General features: G+C 47.6%; 25 protein-coding genes. 17 read left to right on the forward strand and 8 right to left on the reverse strand.

Features of this window, described 5'->3' with window-relative positions:
• Window position 1 precedes the first annotated feature (1 nt).
• Both D3H65_RS10745 and D3H65_RS10750 read left to right on the forward strand, forming a co-directional pair.
• Entirely contained in the window at window positions 2–574 is a 573-nt protein-coding gene (locus tag D3H65_RS10745) for an acyltransferase (RefSeq protein WP_119050312.1), read from the forward strand.
• A 1-nt stretch (window position 575) separates the two neighbouring features.
• Window positions 576–1,349 (forward strand): WecB/TagA/CpsF family glycosyltransferase, encoded by a 774-nt coding sequence (locus D3H65_RS10750; protein ID WP_162915548.1) that lies wholly within the window; start codon window positions 576–578, stop codon window positions 1,347–1,349.
• A 96-nt stretch (window positions 1,350–1,445) separates the two neighbouring features.
• Here the strand turns inward: D3H65_RS10750 and D3H65_RS10755 are convergent, their stop codons facing one another.
• Window positions 1,446–1,991: a hypothetical protein gene (locus tag D3H65_RS10755; RefSeq protein ID WP_119050314.1), complete on the reverse strand. Its 546-nt coding sequence runs from the start codon at window positions 1,989–1,991 to the stop codon at window positions 1,446–1,448.
• 428 nt (window positions 1,992–2,419) lie between these two features.
• Between D3H65_RS10755 and D3H65_RS10760 the strand changes: the two genes are divergently transcribed.
• The 10 genes from D3H65_RS10760 to D3H65_RS10805 all read left to right on the forward strand — a co-directional run bounded on the left by D3H65_RS10760 (window position 2,420) and on the right by D3H65_RS10805 (window position 12,164).
• On the forward strand, window positions 2,420–3,802 hold the full coding sequence (locus D3H65_RS10760) for an undecaprenyl-phosphate glucose phosphotransferase (RefSeq protein ID WP_119050315.1): 1,383 nt from the start codon (window positions 2,420–2,422) through the stop codon (window positions 3,800–3,802).
• 169 nt (window positions 3,803–3,971) lie between these two features.
• Window positions 3,972–5,234 carry a dihydroorotase gene (locus D3H65_RS10765; RefSeq protein WP_119050316.1) on the forward strand — a complete coding sequence of 421 codons (1,263 nt, stop codon included), beginning with the start codon at window positions 3,972–3,974 and terminating at the stop codon, window positions 5,232–5,234.
• Between the two features lie 15 nt (window positions 5,235–5,249).
• Complete coding sequence (locus D3H65_RS10770; protein WP_119050317.1) at window positions 5,250–5,771, forward strand: DUF4199 family protein; 522 nt, start codon at window positions 5,250–5,252, stop codon at window positions 5,769–5,771.
• Between the two features lies 1 nt (window position 5,772).
• Window positions 5,773–6,717, forward strand: a complete 945-nt coding sequence (locus D3H65_RS10775) for a glycosyltransferase family 2 protein (RefSeq protein ID WP_119050318.1) — start codon at window positions 5,773–5,775, stop codon at window positions 6,715–6,717.
• 80 nt (window positions 6,718–6,797) lie between these two features.
• On the forward strand, window positions 6,798–7,976 hold the full coding sequence (locus D3H65_RS10780) for a glycosyltransferase family 4 protein (protein WP_119050319.1): 1,179 nt from the start codon (window positions 6,798–6,800) through the stop codon (window positions 7,974–7,976).
• A 53-nt stretch (window positions 7,977–8,029) separates the two neighbouring features.
• Entirely contained in the window at window positions 8,030–9,049 is a 1,020-nt protein-coding gene (locus tag D3H65_RS10785; RefSeq protein ID WP_119050320.1) for a GHMP family kinase ATP-binding protein, read from the forward strand.
• Window positions 9,050–9,101: 52 nt separating this feature from the next.
• Window positions 9,102–9,677, forward strand: a complete 576-nt coding sequence (locus tag D3H65_RS10790; protein WP_119050321.1) for a D-sedoheptulose-7-phosphate isomerase — start codon at window positions 9,102–9,104, stop codon at window positions 9,675–9,677.
• A 2-nt stretch (window positions 9,678–9,679) separates the two neighbouring features.
• Entirely contained in the window at window positions 9,680–10,393 is a 714-nt protein-coding gene (locus tag D3H65_RS10795) for a nucleotidyltransferase family protein (protein ID WP_211345665.1), read from the forward strand.
• Window positions 10,394–10,514: 121 nt separating this feature from the next.
• Entirely contained in the window at window positions 10,515–11,072 is a 558-nt protein-coding gene (locus tag D3H65_RS10800) for a D-glycero-alpha-D-manno-heptose-1,7-bisphosphate 7-phosphatase (protein WP_119050322.1), read from the forward strand.
• An 84-nt stretch (window positions 11,073–11,156) separates the two neighbouring features.
• Window positions 11,157–12,164 (forward strand): hypothetical protein, encoded by a 1,008-nt coding sequence (locus D3H65_RS10805; RefSeq protein WP_119050323.1) that lies wholly within the window; start codon window positions 11,157–11,159, stop codon window positions 12,162–12,164.
• A 26-nt stretch (window positions 12,165–12,190) separates the two neighbouring features.
• On the opposite strand, the gene D3H65_RS10810 is transcribed toward D3H65_RS10805, so the two are convergent.
• From D3H65_RS10810 to D3H65_RS10825, 4 genes are all read right to left on the reverse strand, one after another.
• Window positions 12,191–12,835: a PH domain-containing protein gene (locus D3H65_RS10810; RefSeq protein WP_119054472.1), complete on the reverse strand. Its 645-nt coding sequence runs from the start codon at window positions 12,833–12,835 to the stop codon at window positions 12,191–12,193.
• Window positions 12,836–12,959: 124 nt separating this feature from the next.
• Complete coding sequence (locus tag D3H65_RS10815) at window positions 12,960–14,030, reverse strand: DUF922 domain-containing protein (protein WP_119050324.1); 1,071 nt, start codon at window positions 14,028–14,030, stop codon at window positions 12,960–12,962.
• A gap of 104 nt (window positions 14,031–14,134) precedes the next feature.
• A complete protein-coding gene (gene lepA, locus D3H65_RS10820) occupies window positions 14,135–15,928 on the reverse strand; it encodes a translation elongation factor 4 (protein WP_119050325.1) in 1,794 nt (597 codons plus the stop codon).
• Window positions 15,929–16,149: 221 nt separating this feature from the next.
• Complete coding sequence (locus D3H65_RS10825; RefSeq protein ID WP_119050326.1) at window positions 16,150–16,650, reverse strand: hypothetical protein; 501 nt, start codon at window positions 16,648–16,650, stop codon at window positions 16,150–16,152.
• 631 nt (window positions 16,651–17,281) lie between these two features.
• Here D3H65_RS10825 and D3H65_RS10830 point away from each other — a divergent pair.
• Window positions 17,282–17,539, forward strand: coding sequence for an acyl-CoA-binding protein (locus D3H65_RS10830; RefSeq protein ID WP_119050327.1), 258 nt, complete (start codon window positions 17,282–17,284; stop codon window positions 17,537–17,539).
• A 9-nt stretch (window positions 17,540–17,548) separates the two neighbouring features.
• Here the strand turns inward: D3H65_RS10830 and D3H65_RS10835 are convergent, their stop codons facing one another.
• Window positions 17,549–18,598 (reverse strand): hypothetical protein, encoded by a 1,050-nt coding sequence (locus D3H65_RS10835; RefSeq protein WP_119050328.1) that lies wholly within the window; start codon window positions 18,596–18,598, stop codon window positions 17,549–17,551.
• Window positions 18,599–18,614: 16 nt separating this feature from the next.
• Window positions 18,615–20,126 carry a flippase gene (locus D3H65_RS10840; protein WP_119050329.1) on the reverse strand — a complete coding sequence of 504 codons (1,512 nt, stop codon included), beginning with the start codon at window positions 20,124–20,126 and terminating at the stop codon, window positions 18,615–18,617.
• 117 nt (window positions 20,127–20,243) lie between these two features.
• Between D3H65_RS10840 and D3H65_RS10845 the strand changes: the two genes are divergently transcribed.
• Window positions 20,244–21,311, forward strand: coding sequence for a class I SAM-dependent methyltransferase (locus D3H65_RS10845; RefSeq protein WP_119050330.1), 1,068 nt, complete (start codon window positions 20,244–20,246; stop codon window positions 21,309–21,311).
• Between the two features lie 15 nt (window positions 21,312–21,326).
• The gene (locus D3H65_RS10850; RefSeq protein WP_119050331.1) at window positions 21,327–22,463 is read left to right on the forward strand and encodes a glycosyltransferase; all 1,137 of its coding nucleotides are present in this window, start codon (window positions 21,327–21,329) and stop codon (window positions 22,461–22,463) included.
• Here D3H65_RS10850 and D3H65_RS10855 read toward each other — a convergent pair.
• Window positions 22,438–23,349 carry a glycosyltransferase family 9 protein gene (locus D3H65_RS10855; protein WP_162915549.1) on the reverse strand — a complete coding sequence of 304 codons (912 nt, stop codon included), beginning with the start codon at window positions 23,347–23,349 and terminating at the stop codon, window positions 22,438–22,440. The two genes, D3H65_RS10850 and D3H65_RS10855, sit on opposite strands and share 26 nt — an antisense overlap.
• A gap of 229 nt (window positions 23,350–23,578) precedes the next feature.
• Here D3H65_RS10855 and D3H65_RS10860 point away from each other — a divergent pair, with 229 nt between their 5' ends.
• Entirely contained in the window at window positions 23,579–24,178 is a 600-nt protein-coding gene (locus D3H65_RS10860; RefSeq protein ID WP_119050333.1) for a hypothetical protein, read from the forward strand.
• Window positions 24,179–24,322: 144 nt separating this feature from the next.
• Window positions 24,323–25,624: a radical SAM protein gene (locus tag D3H65_RS10865; protein ID WP_119050334.1), complete on the forward strand. Its 1,302-nt coding sequence runs from the start codon at window positions 24,323–24,325 to the stop codon at window positions 25,622–25,624.
• Window positions 25,625–25,909 lie beyond the last annotated feature (285 nt).

Genomic DNA, 25,909 nt, shown 5'->3' on the forward strand with positions numbered 1-25,909 from the left:
TATGGGCATCTTTAAAAAATTATACCTGCTGATCTTTCTTCCGCTCAACCTGCTTAAGCTACGGCTTTTCCGGGTAAAGCACGGAAAAGTGACCATATTTGGTCCTTTGCTGATCATCAACCGTGGCCACATGGTGCTTGGTGACCGGGCAAGGATCAATTCCGGTAAATACAAAAACCCAATCGGAGGAGATACCAGGAGCTCCATCATGGTGAAGAACAACGCCTCCCTGGTAATAGGAACCAATCTCCGCATGAGTAACTCTGCCATTTATTGTGCCCAGGCCATCACCTTCGGCAACAATGTAATGATCGGGGGAAGCTGCAAAATATGGGATTCTGATTTTCATCCCATCGATCCCGATGTAAGGCTGGCCACCCCCAATGAAGGTTACAAAACCGCGCCCATTCATATTGCCGACAATGTATTTATTGGAGGCGCGTCAATTATTCTGAAAGGAACAACTATTGGAGAAAACTCAGTTATAGGAGCAGGTAGTGTAGTATCTGGTACAATTCCCCCCAATGAGATATGGGGCGGCAACCCGGCTCGTTTCATTAAAAAGCTTAAATAGGATGAACAACAGGAGGTTTGATTTTTTAGGAGTAAAAATATCCGTTATTAATCCGGAGATAGCAGCGCAGAAGATAAAGGAGTATCCTTTTACAGGACCTGCTTATATATGCTTTCCAGATGCTTCCGTAGTAAAGGAAGCCTATACCGATCCCCTGCTGAAGCAGATACTCAATACCGCCTACCTTACCATGCCCGATGGCAAGCCCTCTCAAATAGTGGCCAGGCTGAAAGGGCATAAAACCGTGAGTACCGTTTCCGGCTTTCACCTTTGTCATGCCTTGTTGCAAACAGACCTTACCCATTACTTTTATGGAGGCAACGATGCCACCATAGACAGCATGAAGAAAAAGCTGCAGCAGCAATTTCCCCAGGCTAAGATCCTGGGATATAAAGCACCTCCCTTTGTAAGCGCCGCTGAAATAGCCAACAGTGAGCTGGTAAAAGCCGATATAGAAAACATCCGGGCATTGCAGCCCAACCTGGTATGGATAGGCATCAGCAGCCCCAAACAGGATTACCTGATGCATCATTTTCACCGGCAGCTTCCTCAATCACTGATGTTGGGAGTAGGTGGTGTATTCCTTTACTTCGCCGATGAAACTTTAAGAAGCCCCGAATGGGTTAAAAAGATGGGTTTGCGATGGGCCTACCGCTTACTCAAAGAACCAAAGCGTTTGTGGCCTAAATATTATGCGACCATTAAGTTCCTGTTGCAAAACAGATCTTTCTTCCTTAAACTACTCTTCAGGAAAAAACAGCCTGCGCTTAGCTGATATAACCCGATATACTACAAATGCTTTCAATAAAAAAACATGCACGTAATGTGCATGTTTTTTTATTGAGTTTATATCCTATCAGGAATAATTATCTTAGTCCGACAACTTACGGGCAAAGTGCAGGTTATAAGCCACCATCACGCCAGCCACAGATATTTTAGCCATCATTGGATTGGCCGTAGTGGTATAATAAAAGGCAGAGAAGTCCACCTTGCCATTAAGCGAATAACCTACAGCAGGCATATAGCAAAAAGAGTTATAGTCTGTACCGACAAATGCCCAACCGATCTGCGGCTCCATATAGAAATAGCTGTAGGTATCTTCCTTCCTGAAATCATACCTGTATCCCATCATGCCTGATAATACATCACGTTCCTTCAGACCTTTACCATTATAACTTCCATTGATACTGATAGCATTCATGGAAACGGTACAATAGTCACTGGCACCCAGGGGCAGGGCAAACTTACCTACTCCACCTGCTCCCCATTTATATGCTTTTATCTCTTTGTTGATGGGCATGCCTACTTGTCCGGCCAAACTTAAAAAGGGACCATCACTCCATTGCGAATAGCCGAAGTTGGCCGATAGCAGTAACAGTATAACCCCCATGTAGCGGGCTTTGGAAATTGGTTTCATAATAAGGTACGAATTAGGGATTGAATTATGGGTTATCTAAATGCTCGCTCAAGATAATACGCTCCTTTAGTAAACGCAATAAAACACGTGTTATTTTATAATTTGACGTTTAACTGTTGCGTTGACGTTCATTTTCCCATATCTGGAATGCACGAATGTGTATATTAAATCTGCCCCTTCATACACCATAGAAATGAAAGATTTACGTTAGTAAAAGTAAGCGGCTATAGTATGATTATTAACAACCGTTTAAAGGATACAATATAATATGGTATGGCGTATATATAAGCAGATAAAAATTATGTTCTATTACTATAACATGCGACATATAACTAATAGTTTTACGTTCTTATATCGCGCCATAGAATGAATCGCTATGGCACCGTGATCCATTTATTCTATTGAAAACTTAACCCATATCCTTAATTATGATCCGTTCAGATCGTCGGCTAACCCTTTTGTATGGCATCGGTGACTTTGTCACTTTGATCGCCTCCTTTGCGGGTGTAGTCCTGTTCCATAAAGACCAAAGTCTGAGCAATCAGGATTACCTGTATATGGTAACCTTGGTCTTCGCCTGGATCCTCCTCACATCCAAAAACAAAGTCTATTTACTGCATTTGCACAATGGACTTAAGTACAGGCTCAAAAATCACCTGAAGACACATTTTGAGTTGATAGCAGTGCTATCCATGTTATACCTGCTGCTGGGCATCCCTGCTGATTATACCAAATCGCAGTTCATGCTTTTCCTGCTGGGATACCCTGTCATCAATATGATCACCAACTACCTCCTGTTTACCATTGTAAGACATCTCCGCCTCAATGGCCGGAACGTTCGCAAAGCTTTGGTAGTGGGTGCAGGACGTGTGGGTATGCACATCGAAACTTATTTCCATCAAAACCCCGATTTTGGATACCGCATCATTGGTTTCCTGGATGACAATCCCGAAGATTCAGATTTGCAATACCAGATTATCGGACGCATAACCGATATAGACAAAGTGCTTAAAGAAAGAAAAGTGGATGAAGTGATCATTGCACTGCCCACTCACCTCGATGAAAAAATACAATACGTAGTTGATAAGGTAGATTATTTTGGTATTCGGGTAAGGTTGGTACCTGATTACTTTCGCCTGCTGGGCAGGAACTATAAGACGACCAGCTTTGGTGATATGCCCATCATCAACATCCGTGAAATATCGCTCGACCAGTTTCGCTTTGCTTCCCTGAAACGCATTTGCGATGTTATCTTTTCAGTTACAGCTTTACTGATGCTGGCGCCCTTATTTCTCATATTGGCTATTCTGATCAAATGGGAATCTGCAGGCCCCGTATTTTATTGCCCCATTCGCCTGGGACAAGGTGGCCGTCAGTTCAAGCTCTATAAGTTCAGGAGCATGTACCAGAACGATGCCGCGGTAGCCGGCAAGGCATCCACCACCAAAGACGATCCCCGTGTAACACGCATCGGAAAGTTTATCCGTAAATATAGTCTTGACGAATTGCCCCAGTTCATCAACGTATTGCTGGGCGATATGAGCGTGGTAGGCCCCCGCCCCCACCGTATCTTCCTCAATGAGATGATGCAGCGGGAAGTGGACAACTACATGATCCGTCATTACCTCAAACCGGGCATCACCGGTTGGGCACAGGTGAATGGATGGAGAGGACCCACCGATACAGAAGAACAACGCAATAACCGTACAGCCCACGACCTTTGGTATGTGGAGAACTGGACGCCCTTGCTCGACATTAAGATCATTTTCCTTACTGTATTCAGTGAGAAAACACATAAGACAGCTTTTTAATAACAACAAATAATAGTAAAGGGTGGATTCCGCTAGTAGGGATCCACCCTTGCTGTTTCGTACACCTGCCTACCCGCTCCTGGTCCGATTCACCATTGATAATCAACATTTTTTCAACCATCCAGCCAATTCCCGGTGAATACCTTAACTTCGCTCAATTTTTTGAACAATGGTGTTGCTTATTCAACAGGCTTACATTACAGATCCATCCTCTCCTTTTCACGAAACCAGGCAGGATATACTTATTGAGGCAGGCGTTATTAAAGACATTCAACCTCGTATTGAGGCAAAAGCCGATCAGGTAATTGCCGGGCAGGGATTGAACGTTTCGCCGGGTTGGGTAGATCTCTTTGCCCAATTTGCCGATCCTGGTTACGAATACAAAGAAACGCTGGAAACCGGCGCCGCCGCCGCAGCAGCAGGCGGCTATACCGACGTATTCGTTATCCCAAATACCAAACCAGTCATAGACAACAAATCGCAAGCTGAATACATCAGGCAGCGATCAAAGGGTTTACCCGTCAACGTGTACCCTATTGGCGCCGTGTCAAAAGGGACTGAAGGCAAGGACCTTGCCGAGATGTATGATATGCGTGCCAGCGGCGCCATCGCATTCAGCGATGGTCTCCACCCTATTCAAAGTGCCGGGTTGATGATGAAAGCCCTCCAGTATGTAAAAGCATTCGACGGGGTGATCATCCAGATACCAGACGATAAAAGTGTAGGCTCCAACGGGCTCATGCACGAAGGCATTGTCTCCACCCAATTGGGATTGCCCGGCAAACCCATGATGGCAGAAGAGTTGTTGGTAGCCAGGGACATCAAACTGGCGCGTTATACTGACTCCAAACTTCATATTACCGGCGTTACCTCTCCCCGCTCCCTGGAATACATCAGAAGAGCCAAAGAAGCAGGACTGGCAGTTACCTGTTCGGTAACACCCTATCACCTGTTCTTTACAGATAACGACCTGCAGCAATACGATACCAATCTGAAAGTGTATCCCCCCCTGCGCACAGCCCAGGAAGTAAGTGCACTGAAGAAAGCCATCCTGGATGGCACCATCGATTGTATTGCTTCGCACCACATGCCCCATGAATACGATAGCAAAGTACTGGAGTTTGAATACGCCAAAAATGGAATGATGGGCCTGGAAACTACTTATGCAGTAATAAGAACCGCCATGCCTGAGGTACCCGAAAACAAATGGGTGGAACTGCTGAGCACCAATCCCCGTACCATCTTTGGATTGGAAAGCGCCTCCATACAGAAGGGCGCCAAAGCCAGCATTACCCTGTATGAACCGGCCACTACCATGGTCGTTGATGAGAAACGCTTCCGGTCCAGGTCAAAGAACTCTGCCTTTATTGGCAAAACCCTGACCGGCGCGGTAAAAGGTATTGTTAACGGCTCAAGCGTATATTTAACCTAATTAAAACAAGCCTGTATGGAAAAGAAGACCACTTCCGCTGTCACAGTTGGCTTTCTCACAGGACTGGTACTCGTTGTACTGGCCCTCGTAGTGTATTTTACCAAACTTTACCTGGAAAAGTGGGGACAATACCTTGGCTTGGGTATTTTCATGGCAGCCATCATATGGGCAGTGATCAATCATGGTAAAGAAACAAACCATTCGGCCGGATTCGGCACCTTGTTTGGATTCGGCTTTAAGACAGTAGCCGTAGTGATCTGCATCATGGTCATTTATACAGCGCTTTCAGGTTACCTCTTTCCGGATGTAAAAGAGGCCATCATAGAAAACAGCCGGGCCGAGGCACTGAAACAGCCCAATGTTTCGGAAGCCGATGTAGAACAGGGTTTGCAGATGTTTGCGAAGAACTATACTATGTTCATTATTATGATCATTCTCTTTTGGTACCTTGTTCTTGGTGTGATCGCCTCCTTAATTGGCGCTGCTGTGACCAAAAAGATCCCTCAATCGCCATTCGAAAATTCCTTTAAACCATAATATGGACGTTACCATCGTCGTACCATTATTAAACGAAGAAGAATCACTTCCGGAACTGTGCGCCTGGATAGAACGGGTAGTGGATCAACACCACTATTCCTATGAGATCATCTTAATTGACGATGGCAGTACAGATAATTCCTGGGATATGATCTCTTCCCTGAGCCATGCCAATCCTCATATTAAGGGTATCCGCTTTCAGCGCAACTACGGCAAATCGGCCGCTCTCAATGAGGGGTTTAAAGCAGCCCAGGGAGATGTGGTCATCACCATGGATGCCGACCTGCAGGATAGCCCGGATGAAATACCTGAGCTGATACGCCTGATCACCGTAGATGGTTATGACATGATCAGTGGGTGGAAAAAGAAACGGTACGACAATACCCTTACCAAGAACATCCCTTCCCGTTTCTTCAATTGGAGTACCCGTCGCATATCCAAGATACCTTTACACGATTTTAACTGCGGGCTCAAATCCTACAAGCGAAAAGTAGTGAAGAGCATCGAAGTATATGGAGAGATGCACCGCTATATTCCCGTACTCGCCAAATGGGCTGGTTTCCGGAAGATCGGTGAAAAAGTGGTAGAGCATCGCAAACGCAAGTACGGCACTACCAAGTTTGGCTGGGAACGCTTTGTCAACGGTTTCCTCGACCTCGCTTCCATCATGTTTGTGAGCAAATATAGCAAGCGCCCCATGCACTTCTTTGGATTGATTGGCACCATTAGCTTTCTCGTCGGGTTGATCATGATCCTGATCCTGATCATAGGTAAAATTGCGGACCCCAATAAAGGGATCTCCAACCGCCCGCCCTTCTATATATCATTAACGGCGATGGTGATCGGAACACAGTTGTTCATGGCTGGCTTTCTGGGCGAGTTGATCGCCAGGAATGCTCCGGGCAGGAATAGCTACCTGATCGAGCAGAAAATCGGAATTGAATAAATGAATGTCAGGCTGAGCCTGTCGAAGCCCCTTCGCCAGGCTCAGGGTGACAATAACATTCACAACGTTGACCTTCATCCATGGCACACAAAAAGATCGTTATTATTGGTCCCGGTCATCCCTTACGGGGCGGACTTGCCACATTCAACCAACGGTTGTGCAAGCAGTTTATAGATGAAGGACACAGCTGTACCATCTATTCCTTTTCCCTGCAATACCCTTCCTTCCTTTTCCCGGGCACTACCCAATATTCGTCGGAGCCGGCACCCAGGGATATGGAAATATATTCCGTGATCAATTCCGTACATCCGCTCAACTGGCTGCAGATAGGCAATACCATCAGTAAGGTAAAACCCGATATCATACTGGTACGTTACTGGCTGCCCTTTATGGGGCCGGCACTGGGCACTATTTTACGTCGTGTAAAAAAGAACAGGCATACCCGTATCATTGCCCTTACCGATAACGTTATTCCCCATGAAAAACGGCCTGGTGACACCCCCTTTACCAAGTACTTCCTGAAACCCTGCGATGCCTTCATCACCATGAGTGAAAAAGTAATGCAGGACCTGCGGCAATTTGAACCCACCAAACCCGCCAGGCTGGTCAATCACCCCCTTTACGATAGTTTTGGCGATGCAGTATCCAAAGCAGCAGCCAGGCAACACCTGGGCATACAACAGGAAGATAAGATCCTCCTGTTCTTTGGCTTCATACGCAAATACAAAGGGCTCGACCTCCTGCTGGAAGCCATGAAGGTGATCAAGGATCGACTCCAGGCCCCAGGCTCCCAACTCCAGCCCCCTTACTCAACACTCAAACTCCTTGTAGCTGGTGAATTTTATGAGGATGGCAAAGCCTACCAGGAACAGATACAACAGCTGGACATAGCAGATATGCTCATCCTGCGCACCGATTTCATACCCGATAGTGAAGTAAAATACTATCTGTGTGCGGCCGATTGTGTGGTACAACCCTATCGCAATGCCACCCAAAGCGGCGTTACTCCCCTGGCCTATCATTATGAAAAGCCAATGATCGTCACTAATGTGGGAGCCCTGCCCGCGCTGGTACCACATGAAAAGGTGGGGCTCGTATGCGAACCAACGCCGGCCTCACTGGCCGATGCCATTGAACGCTATTTTGAGTTGGGCGAAGCATACTTCCTGCCACAGCTCCGGCAGGAAAAAGAAAAGTACTCCTGGCATAGCCTCGTAGAGACGATATTTGACCTGGCTGCGTCAAAATCTCCTGCATGACAGAGTTAAGCTTTTTATTCGCATCTTCGCAGCGGAAAAATTGAGTTTCAACCATGTACCGGAGTAAAGCACCTTTACGGATTGGATTAGCCGGTGGCGGCACCGATGTAAGCCCCTATTGCGACCTGTATGGCGGGGCTATCCTGAATGCCACCGTTTCTCTCTATGCCTATGCCAATATTGAACCCCTCAGGGAAAATATGATCATCCTGCAGGCCATGGACAGGCAGGAGGAACAGCAATTTGACCTCACCGGGCAATTGCCGCTGGATGGTAAGCTCGATCTCCTTAAAGGCGTGTACAACCGCGTACGGCAGCAATATGATATGCCCCTTACCGGCTTCAGGCTCTCCACCTTTGTAGATGCACCGGCCGGATCGGGCCTCGGTACCTCCTCTACCCTCGTAGTGGCCATTCTCGGCGCTTTTGCAGAGATGCTACGCCTGCCCCTGGGGGAATATGATGTAGCCCACCTGGCCTATGAAATTGAACGAAAAGACCTGCAAATGGCAGGTGGCCGGCAGGATCAGTATGCCTGCACTTTTGGCGGTGTGAATTATATGGAATTCTATGCAGATGATAAAGTGATCGTCAATCCCCTGCGCATCAAACAACAATACCTTTTTGAACTGGAGAATAACCTCCTGTTGTATTATACCGCTACCAGCCGTGAATCGGCCAGGATCATTGAAAAGCAAAGTCAGAATGTAGTGGACAAACAGGAAAAATCCATTGAGGCCATGCACCAGTTAAAAATTCAGGCCCAACTCATGAAAGAAGCCCTGTTAAAAGGCCGCGTGCATGAAATTGGGGAGATCCTGGATTTCGGATTCCGTCAGAAGAAGCAAATGGCCGAAGGTATTTCCAACACCCTGATCGATGACATTTATGAATCGGCCAAAAAGGCCGGTGCTTCCGGGGGCAAGATATCAGGCGCCGGCGGAGGTGGTTTTATGACCTTTTACTGCCCCGGCAATACCAAGTATGCCGTTATAGATTCCTTGTCTAAATTTGGCGGAGCTGTCAAACATTACCAGTTCACCCAGCATGGCATGACCTCCTGGACAATTTAACAAATATCCATACAACCCATATCCAATTCAATATCATCTTATTCATTACATTATGCAAGACAAAATAAAAAGGATCGTCAGTGAATCGATAGCTGTAAAAACCGCTGTATTGCAGGATGAAGCCCTGCTCAAAACAACCGATGATATAGCAGCAGCCATGGTAGCTGCCCTGAAAAATGGCAACCATATTTATTTCTGTGGCAATGGAGGCAGTGCAGCCGATGCGCAACACCTGGCAGCAGAATTTTCCGGCCGTTTTTACAAGGACCGGGAAGCATTGCCTGCAGAAGCCCTGCATTGTAATACGTCCTATTTAACGGCGGTAGCCAACGATTACAGCTATGATGTGATCTATGCACGCCTTATCCAGGGCATTGGCAAAAAAGGCGATTTCCTCGTAGGTCTTTCTACTTCCGGCAACTCCATCAATATCATGAAGGCATTTGAAGTGGCCCGTGCCAAGGGCATTGTAACGGTGGGCTTTACCGGTGAGACAGGTGGAAAGATGAAAGAGCTGAGTGATTACCTCATCAATGTGCCTTCTAAAAATACACCCCGCATCCAGGAAAGTCATATCATGCTGGGACATATCGTTTGTGAACTCGTAGAAGAACAGTATTTCGGATAGCTATGGCAGGTCTCATCAAAGAATGTATTATACTGGCCGGAGGGTTGGGTACAAGGCTGCGAAGCGCTGTCCCCGATCTGCCCAAGTGTATGGCACCTGTGGCCGGCAGGCCTTTTCTGGCCTGGGTGATCGACTATTTCCAACAGCAGGGCATTGAAAGATTTATCTTTTCGCTAGGCTACCGGCATGAAGCCATAGAGGCATTCCTGCACGAACAGTATCCTCATCTCCAGATTGCCTGCACCATTGAAGAGGAACCGTTGGGCACCGGCGGCGCCATTAAACTGGCCTGCAGCAAAGCCCTTCAACAGGATGTATTGGTATTGAACGGAGATACTATTTTTACGATACAGCTTGATCAGCTGTCGTCCTTTCATGCAGCCCATGCAGCCGATTGTACCCTCTGCCTGAAGCCCATGCAGCACTTCGACCGGTATGGCGTGGTAGAACTGGCGGCCGATCAATCCATCAGTTCCTTCCAGGAAAAACAATATTACGAGGCAGGTTATATCAATGGCGGTGTGTATGCCCTGCAGGTAGCTTCTTTTTTACAGGAGGCCTTACCCGAAAAGTTTTCCTTTGAAAAAGATTACCTGGAACAACAATACGCACAGCGAAAAATGTATGGCCTGATCCAGGACCGGTATTTCATTGACATTGGCATACCACAAGACTTTGAGAAGGCCAACCAGGAATTCAAAACCCTGCAATTCTAAGGTGTACCAAACTGCCGGCCAGCGTCCCGTTATTCTGGATAAACTCAAAGGCGGTTTCGACAAGCACAACCCGCTAAGGCGGGGTAAACGCTGACATTCGTTTCATAACTCACTATTCAACATGCTAGACCTTTCACAAATCGACAATAGCTGGACATTATTTCTTGACCGTGATGGTGTGATCAATCACGAAAAACACCAGGATTACGTATATAATTATGATGAGTTCAGGTTTTATGAGGGTGTTCCGGAAGCATTGAAGATACTGGCCGCCCGCTTTGACCGTATCATTATCACCACCAATCAACGAGGTGTAGGAAAAGGATTGATGACAGAAGCCGACCTCCACCAGCTGCATACCCTCATGCTGCAGGATATAACAGCTGCCGGCGGGCGTATTGACAAAATTTACTACTGTACCTCCCTCGACAACAACCATCCCAACCGGAAGCCCCATCCCGGCATGGCTTTCGAAGCCGTAAAAGATTTCCCTGTCATCGAGCTTCCCAAATCCCTTATCGTAGGCAACAATATCAGCGATATGGAGTTTGGCCGCAATGCCGGCATGCATACCGTATTTGTTAAAACTACCCACCCGCAACAGCCACTACCCAACCCTTTGATCGATCTGGCCGTCATGGATTTACCTGAATTTGCAAAAGCTTTGCAATTGGCATAAAATTTAAGCGTAGCTTTTGCGTTCCTTGAAGGATACGGTAATACCTTTGCCTGTATATCCTATTACGTTGATTGTACTTTTATTATGAATAAACGGATTATAAAATATCTTTCCGCTGGTTGCCTGGTGCTGTCGTTCCTCCTGAGCTCGCCCGTTTTGCAGGCGCAAATTAGCGCAGCAGACAAGGCCATCCTGAAGAAAAAGGAAGACTCTTTAAAAATATTTTCGGCCCGCATGGTATTCGACTCCATTACGGCCAACAGGTTCCGCAGCGACAGCCTGTTTGTACGCACTTTTGTACGCGCCCTGCTTACCAGGAACTCGTTTTATTATCCTTTTGATTCATTGAACATTTCCAGGTTGTATGCACCCGACAGCAGCTTCCGCATTTTCACCTGGCAGATGAAGAAGGATGAATATGTGTATATGCAAAAAGGCGCCATACAAATGCAAACGAAGGATGGCTCCCTGAAGTTATTTCCCCTGTTTGATGCTTCAATGTACACGAAGAACCCCATGGATTCTGCCCGCTCTGCACGCAACTGGATCGGTGCTATCTACTACCGCATCATCATGAAGGAGTACAATGGTAAAAAGTATTATACCCTGCTGGGCTTTGATGATTACAGTGTGAACAGCAATAAAAAATGGATGGAGGTATTGTCCTTTAATGAAAGACAAGAACCTGTATTTGGAGGGCCATTTTTCTCCTATAAGGATGACTCCGTCAAGAAAGCGGTGCAATCCCGGTTTAGCATTGAATACAAAAAAGACGCTAAAACCTTCCTCAACTACGATCCTGAAATGGATATTATACTGGTGGATCACCTCATCTCTGAAAGTGATGAACCGGAAAAGAAATGGACCTATATTCCCGATGGTGATTATGAAGCCTTCAAATGGCAAAATGGCCAGTGGGTGCATGTCAATAAGCAGTTCAACCAGCGGTTAAAAGATGGCGAATTCCCCAAAGAAGCCCTCATGCTCGATGATGCCGGCAATGTGAATGAACGGCAGCTGGAAGAAGCCTCCAAACGCAATATGGAAAAGGCCAAAAAGAAGCCGGAGCCGCCTAAGAAGAAGGACAATTAGGTCTGAATCCCAATGCTATATACTATTTACCCCAGCAGCTTGCTCTTGGCCCTGTTGTACTCCTCTTCGGATAGGACGCCTTGCTGCCTGAGCTGAAACAGCTTTTCCAACTCGGAAGCAATGTTATGACCGGAAACCTGGCCAGTGGAGGCAGTTCCCGCCGAAGTATTGGCTTGCCATCCCATAGCAGCCGCCATTTGTTTGGCCTGGCTGGATACCTGGAGGGTTTTATACTCAGATTGGGCCAGTGTAATGGTATCTTTCAATCGTTTGGGATGATGTACATTGAAGTAGTCTGTGGCCCCTATTTCTGCGGCTGTTTGTATTTCTACATGACCATAATTGAAGATACGTCCCCATATATTTTGATCGTACGACACATTGTTGATCTTTTCCAGCGGGCTTTCCTTGGCGTAATGATTGATGAGCCCTGTTTCATCGATCACCCGGTAATTGGTCACTACCCAGATATCTACCTTCCAATTCCAATAAGCAAACAGGAAATATACAATGCCTGCTACAGCCGCTATCCATCCCCAGTATTGAATAAAGCCAATAAAGTAAGAGGCCACCAAACCTACCAGCGCCAGCAGGGCCGGCACCACCATCTGCAACCAGCTCCGGTGGGTGATCAGTAATATTTGCTCTTCTTTCTGAAGCGGTGTACGCATGAGGATCGTTTAAACAATAAATGTAATAATTTCCATTCAAGTGCAGGGTACTGTTTCTACACCCGCTCTCTTTCCACCTCTCACTTCGCTGCCTCAGTGCCTCTATACCTTATTGCCTTTTCTATTACCGGAAGCATGATTGCTTACCGAGTAAGTCCTTCACCAGTTTATTCCACTTCTCCTGCATAACAATATTGGCACTATGGCGGGTCTCTGTATCATATTGAGTTTGCCAGGCATTCAACTCATTCATCTTTTGTGCATGGACCTGTTCCAGTTTTTCCATGTAATTGTCTTTGGTAAGCCGCAACTGCCTTAAAGTGTCCACCAGTTCACAGGCTTTTAAGACTGTGAGCTCAAAATGCCTTTGTTCATGCGCCAACACCATCTCGTTTCTTTCGTGTTTTTGAGCAAACCAGGAACGCGCTTTATCGAAATAAGCCATCACTTGCACGTTCACCCTGATCTCTCCATCTTCTATTTTGCTGGCATATTTAACATTGATAGAGCTGGCCGTTTGTGCTGCAGCGCGGCTCAGCTCATCAGCTTTACCTATAAAATCATTGACAAGCAATGGCCGGCCAGGCGAATAAGCCAGTCGGCCTGAATCGCTGGAAATCGATATGATTTCCACGGTAAGCGACACGGGTGCGTTGGGCGCATGGAGACGTTTATTTTTACCCCACCAGCTGTCAAATTCATGCATGCTATTATTGATATTATCCCGGATCAGGTCTTCCACATTTTTGAAGAGGTCGCCCATGGTTTGCACTTCACCCCGTCCTTTATAATCGGTCAATTTTGTGTCATTGATATAGAAGCTAAGGGTGACCAGGGATTCCACCTTCGTCCTTATACCACCCGGCAGTTCTTTGATGTTCAGGTCGGTGATGTGCAGCTCCATGGGTGTGGCGGCTGTATCCTGGCGATAGTTCTTTTGAATGTACCGCCCGAGGGCAGCAGTAACGCCCCCTTCATAATTCACAGCCACATTCTTTTTCCCAAACAGCCCTGTCCTAAGCGTTCCTATAGCGCCCGTGTCGGCCCTGTCGTCCTTAATGGCAACAATGCGGTAATGCAGCAATTGCTTGCCGGCATTTTCATCCCGGAAGCGGATATAGCGGGTATCCTGTGCCTGTAACAAGGGGGTTAGGGACGAGAGTACCATCACCAGGAAAAATAGTTTTCTGTACATACAACAGCAATATAGGAAAGATGGGGCAAAATGAAAACGGGCATATAACTTTCATTATATGCCCGTATTATGAACTTTGACGCCGGGTGGCGAACTTTTACTGATCAATCATCCAGCTTCAATACGGCGAGGAAAGCTTCCTGCGGTACTTCCACGTTTCCGATCTGGCGCATACGCTTCTTACCTTCTTTCTGCTTTTCCAGCAGTTTCCGCTTACGGCTGATATCACCACCATAACATTTGGCAGTAACATCTTTGCGCATGGCGGAGATGGTTTCCCGTGCCAGGATCTTAGCACCTACGGCTGCCTGTATGGCAATCTGGAATTGCTGGCGTGGTAATAACTCTTTTAATTTCTCGCAGAGCTTACGGCCAAAGTCCTGTGAACGGGCACGGTGAATAAGGGCGCTCAAAGCATCCACTTTATCATTATTGAGGAGAATATCCATTTTCACGATATCGCTGTCACGATATCCGATGGGATGGTAATCGAAAGAAGCATAACCACGGGTTTGGCTTTTCAGCTTATCATAGAAGTCAAATACGATCTCGGTGAGGGGCATTTCGAACTGCAGTTCTACCCGCGTGGTGGTAAGGTAGCTCTGGTTGAGCAGGATACCCCGTTTGCCCAGGCAAAGGGTCATGATATTACCGATGTATTCGGGTTTGGTAATGATCTGGGCTTTGATGAAAGGCTCCTCGATCCTGTCGGTCTTCACCGGATCGGGGAACTCAGTAGGGTTATTGACAATTACCTTTTCGCCTTTGGTAGTATAGGCGATGAAGCTAACGTTGGGAACGGTGGTAATAACGGTTTGATCAAACTCTCTTTCCAGGCGTTCCTGGATGATCTCCATGTGGAGCATACCGAGGAATCCGCAACGGAAACCAAAGCCGAGGGCCTGGGAAGTTTCCAGTTCGTAGGTAAGTGAGGCATCGTTCAACTGCAGTTTGTCCATGCAATCGCGCAGCTCTTCAAACTCATCGGTGTTTACAGGGAAGATACCGGCAAATACCATGGGTTTTACTTCCTGGAAACCTTTGATCATTTCAGTGGTTGGGCGTGCGGCGTTGGTAATGGTATCACCCACCTTTACCTCTTTGGCATTTTTGATGCCGGTAATAAGATAACCTACGTCGCCGGCGGATACTTCCTTCTTTTCGGTCATCTTCAGTTTCAGGATCCCAACTTCCGCCGCTTCATAGTTCTGATCGGTGGAAACAAACTTTACAATATCGCCTTTCCTGATGGTGCCGTTCAGTACCCGGAAGTACACGATGATACCCCGGAAGCTATTGAATACGCTGTCGAATATCAGGGCTTGCAAAGGCGCTTCAGGATCGCCCTTGGGGGCAGGGATGCGACTTACGATGGCATCGAGGATACCATCCACCCCGATACCGGTACGGCCGCTGGCCAGCAGTATATCTTCCGGTTTGCAGCCGATCAGCTCGATGATCTGGTCTTTCACCTCTTCGATCATGGCCCCGTCCATATCAATTTTATTGATAACGGGTATGATCTCAAGGTCATTCTCTATAGCGAGATAAAGATTGCTGATGGTTTGTGCCTGGATACCCTGGGTAGCATCTACCAGCAGCAGGGCGCCTTCGCAGGCAGCCAGGGCCCGGCTTACTTCATAGCTGAAGTCGACGTGGCCGGGGGTATCGATCAGGTTCAGGATGTACTCCTGACCGTCTGTATGCTTGTAATTGATCTGAATTGCGTGGCTCTTGATGGTAATACCCTTTTCCCGTTCCAGGTCCATGTCATCCAGTACCTGGTCCATCATTTCACGTTCACTGATGGTGTTGGTAGTCTGTAACAATCTGTCTGCCAGGGTACTCTTTCCGTGGTCAATGTGGGCGATAATACAAAAATTGCGAATATTCTTCATGTACTTGCTTCCTCTGTTTAGGAGGTGCAAAAGTAGTTGATTTTAGGGTGACTTTGAGCATTGAAAGCTTTCTTTTGATTCCCCAGATGGGGATATCCTATTATTGACGTAACTAATTCAAATACAGCCGTCCCGGCAAACCGGGGTGTGTTTTATATGACCTGCATAAAAAATCCCTGCACGGGGCAGGGACTGTCGATATCTTGCTGATGGCGGTTGTCTTAGTTCTTATCGTACACAAAAGTGTTCTTGGTTTCACCGCGGGGGGAGGTAGAAGTGGCATCGATGGACAGGGCTTTGCCGCCTTCCAGTAATTTCCAGATCTCTACGCTCTTTATCTCGATGGTATTGCCATCTCTTTCAAAATTGGTGGTGGAATTGATGGTGAGTTCTTCGCCGCTGGCGCTCCAGGCCGCTGTAGACACTTTCTTGTTGTTGCCAAATACGGTGCTTTCGGAAGGCTTGCCATCGGTAGTGATCTTTTCAGAACTGGTCCTTGATTCACCATTGGGGGTATTGGAAGTACGCTCGATCACAATGGCATCCCCATCGGCAGTTACCTTGATCTTTTGTGCATTCATCCTGAAACGTCCTTCACTGAGCTTGCTTTTCTTCTCGTTGAAAGTCCATTCTCCTTTAAAGTCGGCATTAACAATGATGGTTGCTGCAGTTCCCATGATGGCGATACCTGCCAATACAATGGCTGCTAATTTGCTTTTCATAAACGCTGGTTTTGAGTGTGTTAAAATGAAAAGGAAGGTAAGAATTTATCCCGTATACTGTCTGCATATAATTTACATTGATATGATTGAACCAGCTTTTACCTGGCTTCCCGGCATTTTATTACCCCTGCTTCTCCCACAAATGGAATAATTAAACAGAATTGGGAAATGATAGGCATACCCTGACCTTGTAAACGGCTTGTAATCAAGGGGGAAAAATTGGTACGCGCTTTGAATAACCCATGCCAACCTTAACAGTATGATAATACACACATCAGTACCCAGCCGCCACGCAAAGCAACAACCCGACAAGGTAGCTTCTGTTAGTGTAGCTTTCCCTGATCAATTCCTGAGAAGGCGCGTGTTGTTTGGTGCATTGCTTTTAACGGCACTGTATATGTGTTTTCTGTAAAAAGGCCGAACTACCGGGCAAGTGTATGGTATCTGTGTAAGAGAAGGCATTCCCACTACTACAAAAAATATTATATAAGTACGATCCAACAGACGTCCTGTTTCCACGGGACGTTCATTTTTACAGGCAGTACCAGTTTTATTTACGGAAATACACCAATCAAATTCTATTTAAAGACAACAGACTTTTCCTTACATTCGCGATAAACTTAATGTGAATATGGACCTGAAAACCCTTTTTGCGCAGGCTGTTGAGGAAAGCAAAAACCTCTCCGACCGGCCTAGCAATGATACTCTCCTGCAATTGTATTCGCTATACAAACAAGCTACAGAAGGTGATGTAAATGTAGATCCGCCCGCTAATCCCTTTGATTTTGTATCCAAAGCCAAGTTTGAAGCATGGGCCGGGCTGAAAGGTAAGACCCAGGAGGCGGCCATGCAGGATTATGTGGACCTGATCGGAAAGCTGAAGAATTAAACAGCTTCCTTACTTTTGATCGCGCTGTATTATCAATTTTATTTCCTGCAATGCCTGGCCGAGGCAGGCTCCCGATGCAATTTGCGTGGCCAGGTCGTGCATATTGTGGACCATTTGCCGGTATTCGGTATCTGACAAGGCTTGTAACTTCTCTTCTATTTCAAACAGACTACGTATAGTAATGCCAATCTTGTATTGTGACACCAGCGCTGCAGCGCCGGCATTTTCATATACAATAATGGGCATGCCGCTCAGGATATACAGGGAGGTTTTGTGGTGGGTGATGTACTGCATATAATGCCCCATACTTCCTTCGGGCTGCTCCACTCCTTCCCCATCCCATATTAATCCAAAGGAACCTTGCAGCACCTGTGGCAGGTCGTAAGGGTCTCTCACCCCTTTATATTTCACATTCGAGCAAGCCTTCATGCGGGTGGTAACATGGGGTCCGTATACATTGAAGGTGAGTGAGGGACAATGACGGGCAACAGCCTCCATGTTGTCCAGGAAGCCGCTTTTCTCCAGGTTACCGGCAAATGCAATGGACCTGGAGTTGGTCCGCTGCTCTGTATCAGGTGCAGTGAGGAAATCAAAAAAGCGGATCATAGCAGAACGTTGGTGGGGCACCTGCGACTGCAGCCATTGCTGCATGGCCAGGTTATGTACTATAAAGTACCGGTAAGTCCTGAATTGGCGGATCTCTTTTTGCAGCACAGCCTCATCGCCATGCTTAAGGCCGTTGATATCTGCAATAATGCACACGATGGTGATGCTTTTGCGGTAACCTAATAGTTTCACCAGTATTTTATTCATGCCGGCATACATAGGGTGTTGAAAAAAAACAACGGCATCGCGGGGAAGCAGGAAAAATGCGATTACCAGGAAACCCAACCGGCCCCACTTGGCCCAAAAGGAAAAGCTGTGATGAAAGGGAAAGCGCAAGGGGGTAACCCCATTGGCCAGCAAAACTTTCTCTATATCCATATTGCCTATACTGCCGTGGAAAACCTCTTCCGGCATATGCTCCTGGATAAAATAGTATCGCTTATCACGCACCATAGTTATAGACCGGTTGTTAGTTGTTGTATATTGTTTGCAGGCTCTTCCGCTTTACAGCCTCCCATACGATCACCGCAAAATGATTGCGCATGACAAAAAACTGCACAAGTCCATAAACTACTATGCAGGCAGCTATGGATAATAACAATACCAATAAAGGAGCCTGTGCCAGCTGCTGTATGCCCCATATCACGGGGATAAATACCAGCGCACTTCCGAAGGCATGCGACAGCTCTTTCGTCTCAAACAATTGCAGCTCACCTGCTACTCTCCTGGCATAATAATAATTGATGACCAGTGTAGTGACCTCAGCCGCTACAATCGCACAACAAGCGCCCACATCAGCCCAATACCGCGATAGCAATAAAGACAATACGATAAAGGCCAGGCTGCCGGCTATGGAACTGCGGAGGTATAGCTTTTCCTTCCCCCAGGCAATGAGCACCTGTTTGCTGAGAAAAAGATTGCAGGTCCTTAATAAAGGGAACAGGGCGAGTATCCTTATGTCGGAGACCACCGGCATGAACTGTGGACCCAGGAATATTGCGATCAAAGGTTCTGCCAGCAAAAAGATGCCCGCACAGAGGGGCACTGCAAAAAAAATGAGGAACTGGCTATTGCGGGAAATAACAGCCTGCAGCTGCGCTTTGTTGCCTTCCTTAATAAGGGTCACTATGCGGGGGAAAAATACGATCAGCGAATCGGTTAATAGTACGGTAGATGACCGCACGATCTTCATGGAGAAAGCATAATATCCTACGGCAACCGCGGTGCTCATCAATTGCAGGAACACATTGTCGAGCAGCAAGGTGACACCATCGGTAAGACAAATGAACCAGATGAATTGGGTATGGGCAATGTGTTTTTTCCAGTTTACCTTTTTAAAGCTGACGGGCACGGATTTGAAAAGGTAATAGATATTACCGAGACTATTGAGGACAGCAGCACCTGCAATGATTCCATAATAGAGGTAATAATCTTCCGGCTGTTTGATGAGGATAAAGATGGAAACCAGTCCCAGGCCGCGGGTGACGAGCGAGCGCAGGGTGATATACCTGAATTGCTCCATACCCAGGAAATACCATTCGCAGGCAAAGAAGTTGACCAGCAGGTAGGATAAGGAAAACAATAATAACCGTATATCGTGGATATGCTTCCAGGCAAAGAAAACGGCGATCGCATACAGGAATAAGGTGATGGCAGACGTGACCACATGCAGCATGAGCAGTTCGGACACCAGTTTTCCACGGGCTTCCCGGTCATCTCTATGCCGGGCTATTTCGCGCATGCCATATACGACCATTCCAAATTCGGCAATGGTAATAAAGTAATAGGTGAAGGAATCGATGAAACTAACCCGGCCAATACCCTCGGGTGTCAATATACGCGACACATAGGGAATGGATACGATGGGCAGTAAAACCTGGCTGGCAGACAAAATATAGTTATATACCAGGTTTCTTTTAAGGCTCGCCAATAAGATCAGTTTTAAAGCATAAACATAAGCATATTCGTTGAATTGTCCCATCTCTCAGGGCCTGGCCAAAAAGAGATAATACCTTTTGTTTGCCGCGCAGGGGTAAAGGTATCACCTCTGAAATCCTTACTTTTGCCGGATACCTGTATAGCTATAACTAACCACTTTATGCAAGAGTCTTTACTGGTCCTGTTACGTTGCCCCGTTACAAAAAGTGATCTACAATTACAGGTGATCGCCAGGGGGCATAAGCAATACAACGGAGTGCAGCAGGAAGTAATTGAAGAAGGTATCTTGTTTGCTGGTGAAGATTGGTTTTACCCGGTTATTAAAGGTATCCCCCGCCTGATCGTAGAAGCCTATGCAGATTATGAACCCTTCCTGCGGCAGCATATACCCGATTACGACCAGCGCAGGCAGCGCCTGGAAAACAAATACCACGGTTTTATGCGGTATGTGATCAAAAAGAACAGGCGCACCAAACAAAGTTTTGCCCAGGAATGGCGTCTTTTTGATTATGGAAAAGACAAGACCTGGGATGCCGATCCGGCGGGTATGTTCCAGCGTTTCCTGGATGAAACAGCAGAGACGCGTGCATCGCTGGCCGGCAACCTGATCTTTGATGCAGGCTGCGGCAATGGCTTGTTGAACCAATCTATTGCACAACATGGCGCTACGATCCTGGGCATGGATTTCAGCCTGAGTATAGAAGAAGCCTACCGGCAAAACAGCCAACCCAATGCGCTGTTCATCCAGGGAGATGTGCAGTATCCGCCGGTGGCCTTTGAACAATTTGATATCGTACATTGCAGTGGGGTGCTCATACACACGAATAACCCGGAGCTATCGTTCTCCTGCCTGGATCCTCATGTGAAGCCTGGTGGCAAACTGAGTGTATGGCTCTATCACCCGCGACAGGACTTCATTCACAATCTTTTCAATTTTATACGTCGCTTTACCTCGCGGCTCCCTTTGCGGCTGCAGTATTACCTTTATGGGGTGACGCTGCTGCCGGTGAGTTATATCATCAAGCGGATAAAAGGCAATAAACAGAATATCCGGGAAATGATGATCGATATCCTGGATTGGTTTACGCCCGAATTCCGTCACCAGTTTGAACAGCAGGAAGCAGCTACCTGGTATTACAAACGCATCTATGCAGGCGTCACCACCACTACGGTGAACTTATTCGGGTATAATATGGTTGGCATCAAACAAAAAGTTCCTTCCCGGTAAAAACAGTAACCATTCATGACAGTAGGGATATTCGAAACAGAACATTTTGAAGGATCATACCCGGTGATCAGGTTATTTGATAACGGGGAGAACCAACTCACGATATTCACGAACAAGGAAAGTTACCGGCAGTTTCAATGGCTCTTTGGGAATGATATAAACCGGTATACATGGGTAGTACAGGAGGAAAAGGAATCCAAGTACCGGTTTGTGCTGCGGATGTACAAGGAGGTAAAACGCCGCAAGATCGACCTGCTGTACCTCAATACGATCAGCCATAATTTTATTGTATATGCGGGTATGATCAGCCTGCTGCGCAATACCCGGGTAGTGGTAACACTGCATGCTGTCAATAATTACTTCCGGTTTAAGCCAGCGTTCAGTCTGCGCCGGTGGGTACGGCATATCGGCAAGCGGGCGCTGATCAAAGTGACGAAGGAGTTCAATGTGGTATCGGATACCATGGTGGCGTACCTTACAGCCCTGCTGCCTGCACATAAAAAAGTGCATAACCTGCCCGGTGCGGTATTTGAGCGGGCGGCCCTCCCGCCAACAACGCCTGTTATCAATGGCCAGCTTCAACTGGTGGTACCCGGCTCGATCGATGCCCGGCGGAGGGATTATACGGTGGTACTGGACCTGCTGGAGCAAGGCAGGCACCTGCCCCTACGGATCGTACTATTAGGGCCTTTTGTTCATCCGCACGGAGATGCCATCCGGGAAAAATGTATGCGGTATGCTGCGGACAATAGCAACCTTGTATTTTATGACAACCAGGTGGTAGACCAGCCGGAATTTGACCGGGTGATGGATGAAGCGCATATTGTATTTACGCCCTCTGTGATCGATACGATCATGGTAGATGAGGTGATGGAGACGTACGGCAAGAGCATTTGCTCGGGCAATATCTTCGACATTATCAAACATGCCAAACCATTCATTACGCCACAGGCGCTTACTATTCCGGCCAACCTGGCCAGCAGCGCCATTCCTTATAATAAAGTATCGGGTATTATCCAGGCATTGGAGTTGTTGCTACAGGAGCCTGCGCGGTACGCCACTTTGTTACAAGAGGCGCAACGGAATTCGGAGGCATACACGATCGCCCAGGTACGGGCCAGGAATCCTATGCTTTTTGCCCTTCTTTCCTGAAAGCGATGTGCTGCCGGAAACAATCATGCACTTCCCGGGGGGACACAGAAGCTATTACTTCGGGGGTATATTCCCGGCCATAAAAGGATTGCTGTAATAAGGGGCTTACTATTTTTTGCAGGAGACCATAATCATAGATCTCGGCCGGACTGGTACAGTTGAAAATGGCCAGGGCGGGTATATTATAGGCCAGGGCCACGTGCATTGCCAGGGTATCGCCTGAAATGAGGTAAGCGCAACGGGCAATATCATCGAGGTAATCACGCAGGTGGTCGCGCTGTGAAAGGATGAGGCAGCGGTAACCGCTGGCGGTGAGTTGACCGGTCAAGGCCTGGTAACCTGCCCAGGATTTGTTGGGCCAGCGGTTGCCGCTGCGTGTTTCGATGCCGATCAGTTGCTCTTCGCGCTCAATGGCGGGATTGCGGTAAATACAATAGGGCTGGCCCTGGAAAGAAAGGCCCAGCATATTGAACAGCCAGTACTGAAAAGTGTGGGTATTGGCTGCCTTGATCTTATTGGCGGCCGCGCGGCCAAGTTTGGAAACGAGGCTCATGTCGAACCAGCCCGCCACATCATCGGTATACCGGATCAGGTCGCCGTCCATATGGATACCTATCAGCCGGCCGGTCGGAACATTGCTGGCCAGTTTTGCACACACTATATCTTCCTCCAGGGACAGGGTGAGGTCAAATGATTCATTTTTTAATACGTGAGCGGCCTGCTCTATAGGGATGATCCGTTGGAGTTCGGGATGGTTATCGGGCAGGATATGGGCATACCGGGGATCGATGACCCAGGTAATAGCGCCTTTTAGTACGCGCAACAAGGTAGTGGTACGTACCACATCGCCTGCTGCCCCGGTTTTGATTAACAGGATCTTCGTCATAATATATTTAGAGTCCGGAAGCCGGAAAGTCCGGAAGTCCGGAAGTCCGGAAGAAAAAGCCCTTCGACACGCTTCTTTGACCAGGGTGAGCTGCCCCCGAAGGGCGACCCACCCTTCGACAGCTGACAACCTAAGGTAATGCGGTAAAAATATAAAACAACGGGAAACTATTTGATTTGTGTTTATGGAATTATCATGTTCTGGCATCTCCTCTTAAAACTACTGCGGCATGAACTCCCTATCATTACCCGTTGTACACCCCTCATTTCAGAAATTAAAACATGCTGGCCGCCTGTTGCACTTAACAGCGGGAGGGCTTATCCTTGTGCATGCTATTTCGCATTTCAACCAACCCCAGAGCAGCCCCATCTATCTCGGATGCCTTTTGCTGATGGCGCTGGATATTTTTATCCTGGTACTGGCCGGGAAGAATATCCTGACGGATATGCCGAAGGTAAATCTGTTTTTCCGGCTGGTGGAGATCCTGTTCTTCCTGGGCATTGGCATTACCCTGCTGGTGGAAAAGCAATGGGCCATGGGCATTCTGCACCTGGCGCTGAGTGTGGTGTACAGTTACCTGTTTTACTGCGAAAAAAAGCTCAACTCGGAAGAGTACGTAGCCATTCACCATACAGGCATCAGTGTACCTTCGCTACCAGAGAGCAAATTCTTCCTGTGGTCGCATATTAACGGGGTGGACGCCCGGTACGACTGCATCATTATCAATACCTCTTCCAACAAATCTTACGAGTTTGACCTCCGTGAAAATCTTGCATTCGAAGAACTCGACCAAATTCACGAATTTTGCAGACATTACTTAGGTAGTTAGTTGGAAAGTTGATAGGTTAACTAGTTGAAAAGGCCTGATAATCAGTAGTACCTGATTAGTGGAAAGCCCTGCAGCCAGGTTTTTCCTTTGCACTTTTCAACCTACCAACTTTTCAACCAGATCGCAATTGTGAATTATAGAACTATGCCAGCACTAAAACAATCTCCGTATTTACTGTACTCTGACGGAAAAGGGAACATTTTTGAAGATACTTCGCTGTATGCCGCCGGGCGTGCAGGCTGGGACGCCTTTGAGGTACCTGTAGAAGACTGGATACCGCTGCCGGATGGCGGATCGATGTATGAGCTGCCCGGCCGCCGGGGCATTGGGATCGATGTGGCCACGGGCGAAATGCGCCTTTGTGAGAAAGGCTGGGCGGTAGCGGCCTTTATCCCACCCGCCCATACGGGGCTTTATATTGCCGCCTATGAGACGGGGCACGATGCGCCTACGCTACCCTTGTTTTGCTATACGGCCACGGGCTGGTTTGATAACCAGCTGTATGTGCCGGCGGTGCGGATAGAACAGGATATCCGGCAGGAATGTGCCGGTTTTGACGACGGGGTGGTGAAACATGGAGTGGAACATTTCCTGGAAGCCTACCCTCACAACCGGCTGGTGAAACACCTGGCCAATAACTGTGCACTTACCTACCATTGCCCGGCCGCCCGCAATTACTTTATGGGCCGGTGGGAATGTCCGATACCCAGCTCTCCTGCCTGTAATGCCAACTGCATTGGCTGTATATCCTTCCAGCCGGCAGATGAGGAGATCGTGTCTACGCAGGATCGCCTGACTTTTAAGCCCACGGCTGAAGAGATCGTTGAGTTTACCGTGCCGCACCTGGAAACGGCTCCTTTCCCGATTGTGAGCTTTGGACAGGGCTGCGAGGGTGAACCGCTGCTGATGTGGGAAACGATCCGGCAGTCGATCATTGAAATGCGCAAGCATACCTCCAAAGGAAGCATCAATATCAATACGAATGGCTCGAAGCCGGCGGCTGTGGACGCGCTCTGCAAAGCCGGGCTGAACTCAATCCGGGTGAGCACGAACTCGGCCCAGAAATACATTTATGAGGCCTATTACCGGCCCAACAACTACCAGTTTGAGGACATTGTAGAAAGCCTGAAAGTGATGCGCCGGCATGGCGGCTGGGCCAGCATCAACTACTTCGTATTTCCCGGGGTAACGGACAGTGAGGCAGAATACGAAGCGCTGCGCAAGCTGATCCGGGATACGGACCTGACGATGATCCAGTGGCGGAATTTCAATATCGACCCCGACTGGTACCTGGGAAAGATCAATTTATACGAAGCAGGTGATTTGCTGGGTATCAAACAATTGCAAGAGTTAATAAAAGAAGAATTTCCGAATGTAAAGTATGGATATTTCAATCCTCCAATGGAAAGGATCAAGGGGGATTTTGAGATGGATTTTGCGCACTAAAGAGCTGCGAGCCGTGAGCTGCGAGCTGCGAGCCGTTTGCTTCGAGGGCTTCGAAGGCCAAGTACCCTACCGCACGCGGCCAGCCCTGCATACTTGCGCCAGGGTGAGCGCGGAATACACGTTTGCTTCGATTGCAGATTCCTCCCTGCGGTCGGAATGACAAAAGAGGGATCGCAATGACAAAAGAGAGATCGGATGACAAAAGAGAGATTGGATGACAAAAGAGAGATCGGGATGACAAGGAAGGGAGATCCGTTAATAGTTTTAGATACAAGAACTTTTTAG

Origin of the sequence: Paraflavitalea soli, from assembly GCF_003555545.1 — a bacterium.
In the GTDB taxonomy this organism is placed as follows: Bacteria; Bacteroidota; Bacteroidia; order Chitinophagales; family Chitinophagaceae; genus Paraflavitalea; species Paraflavitalea soli.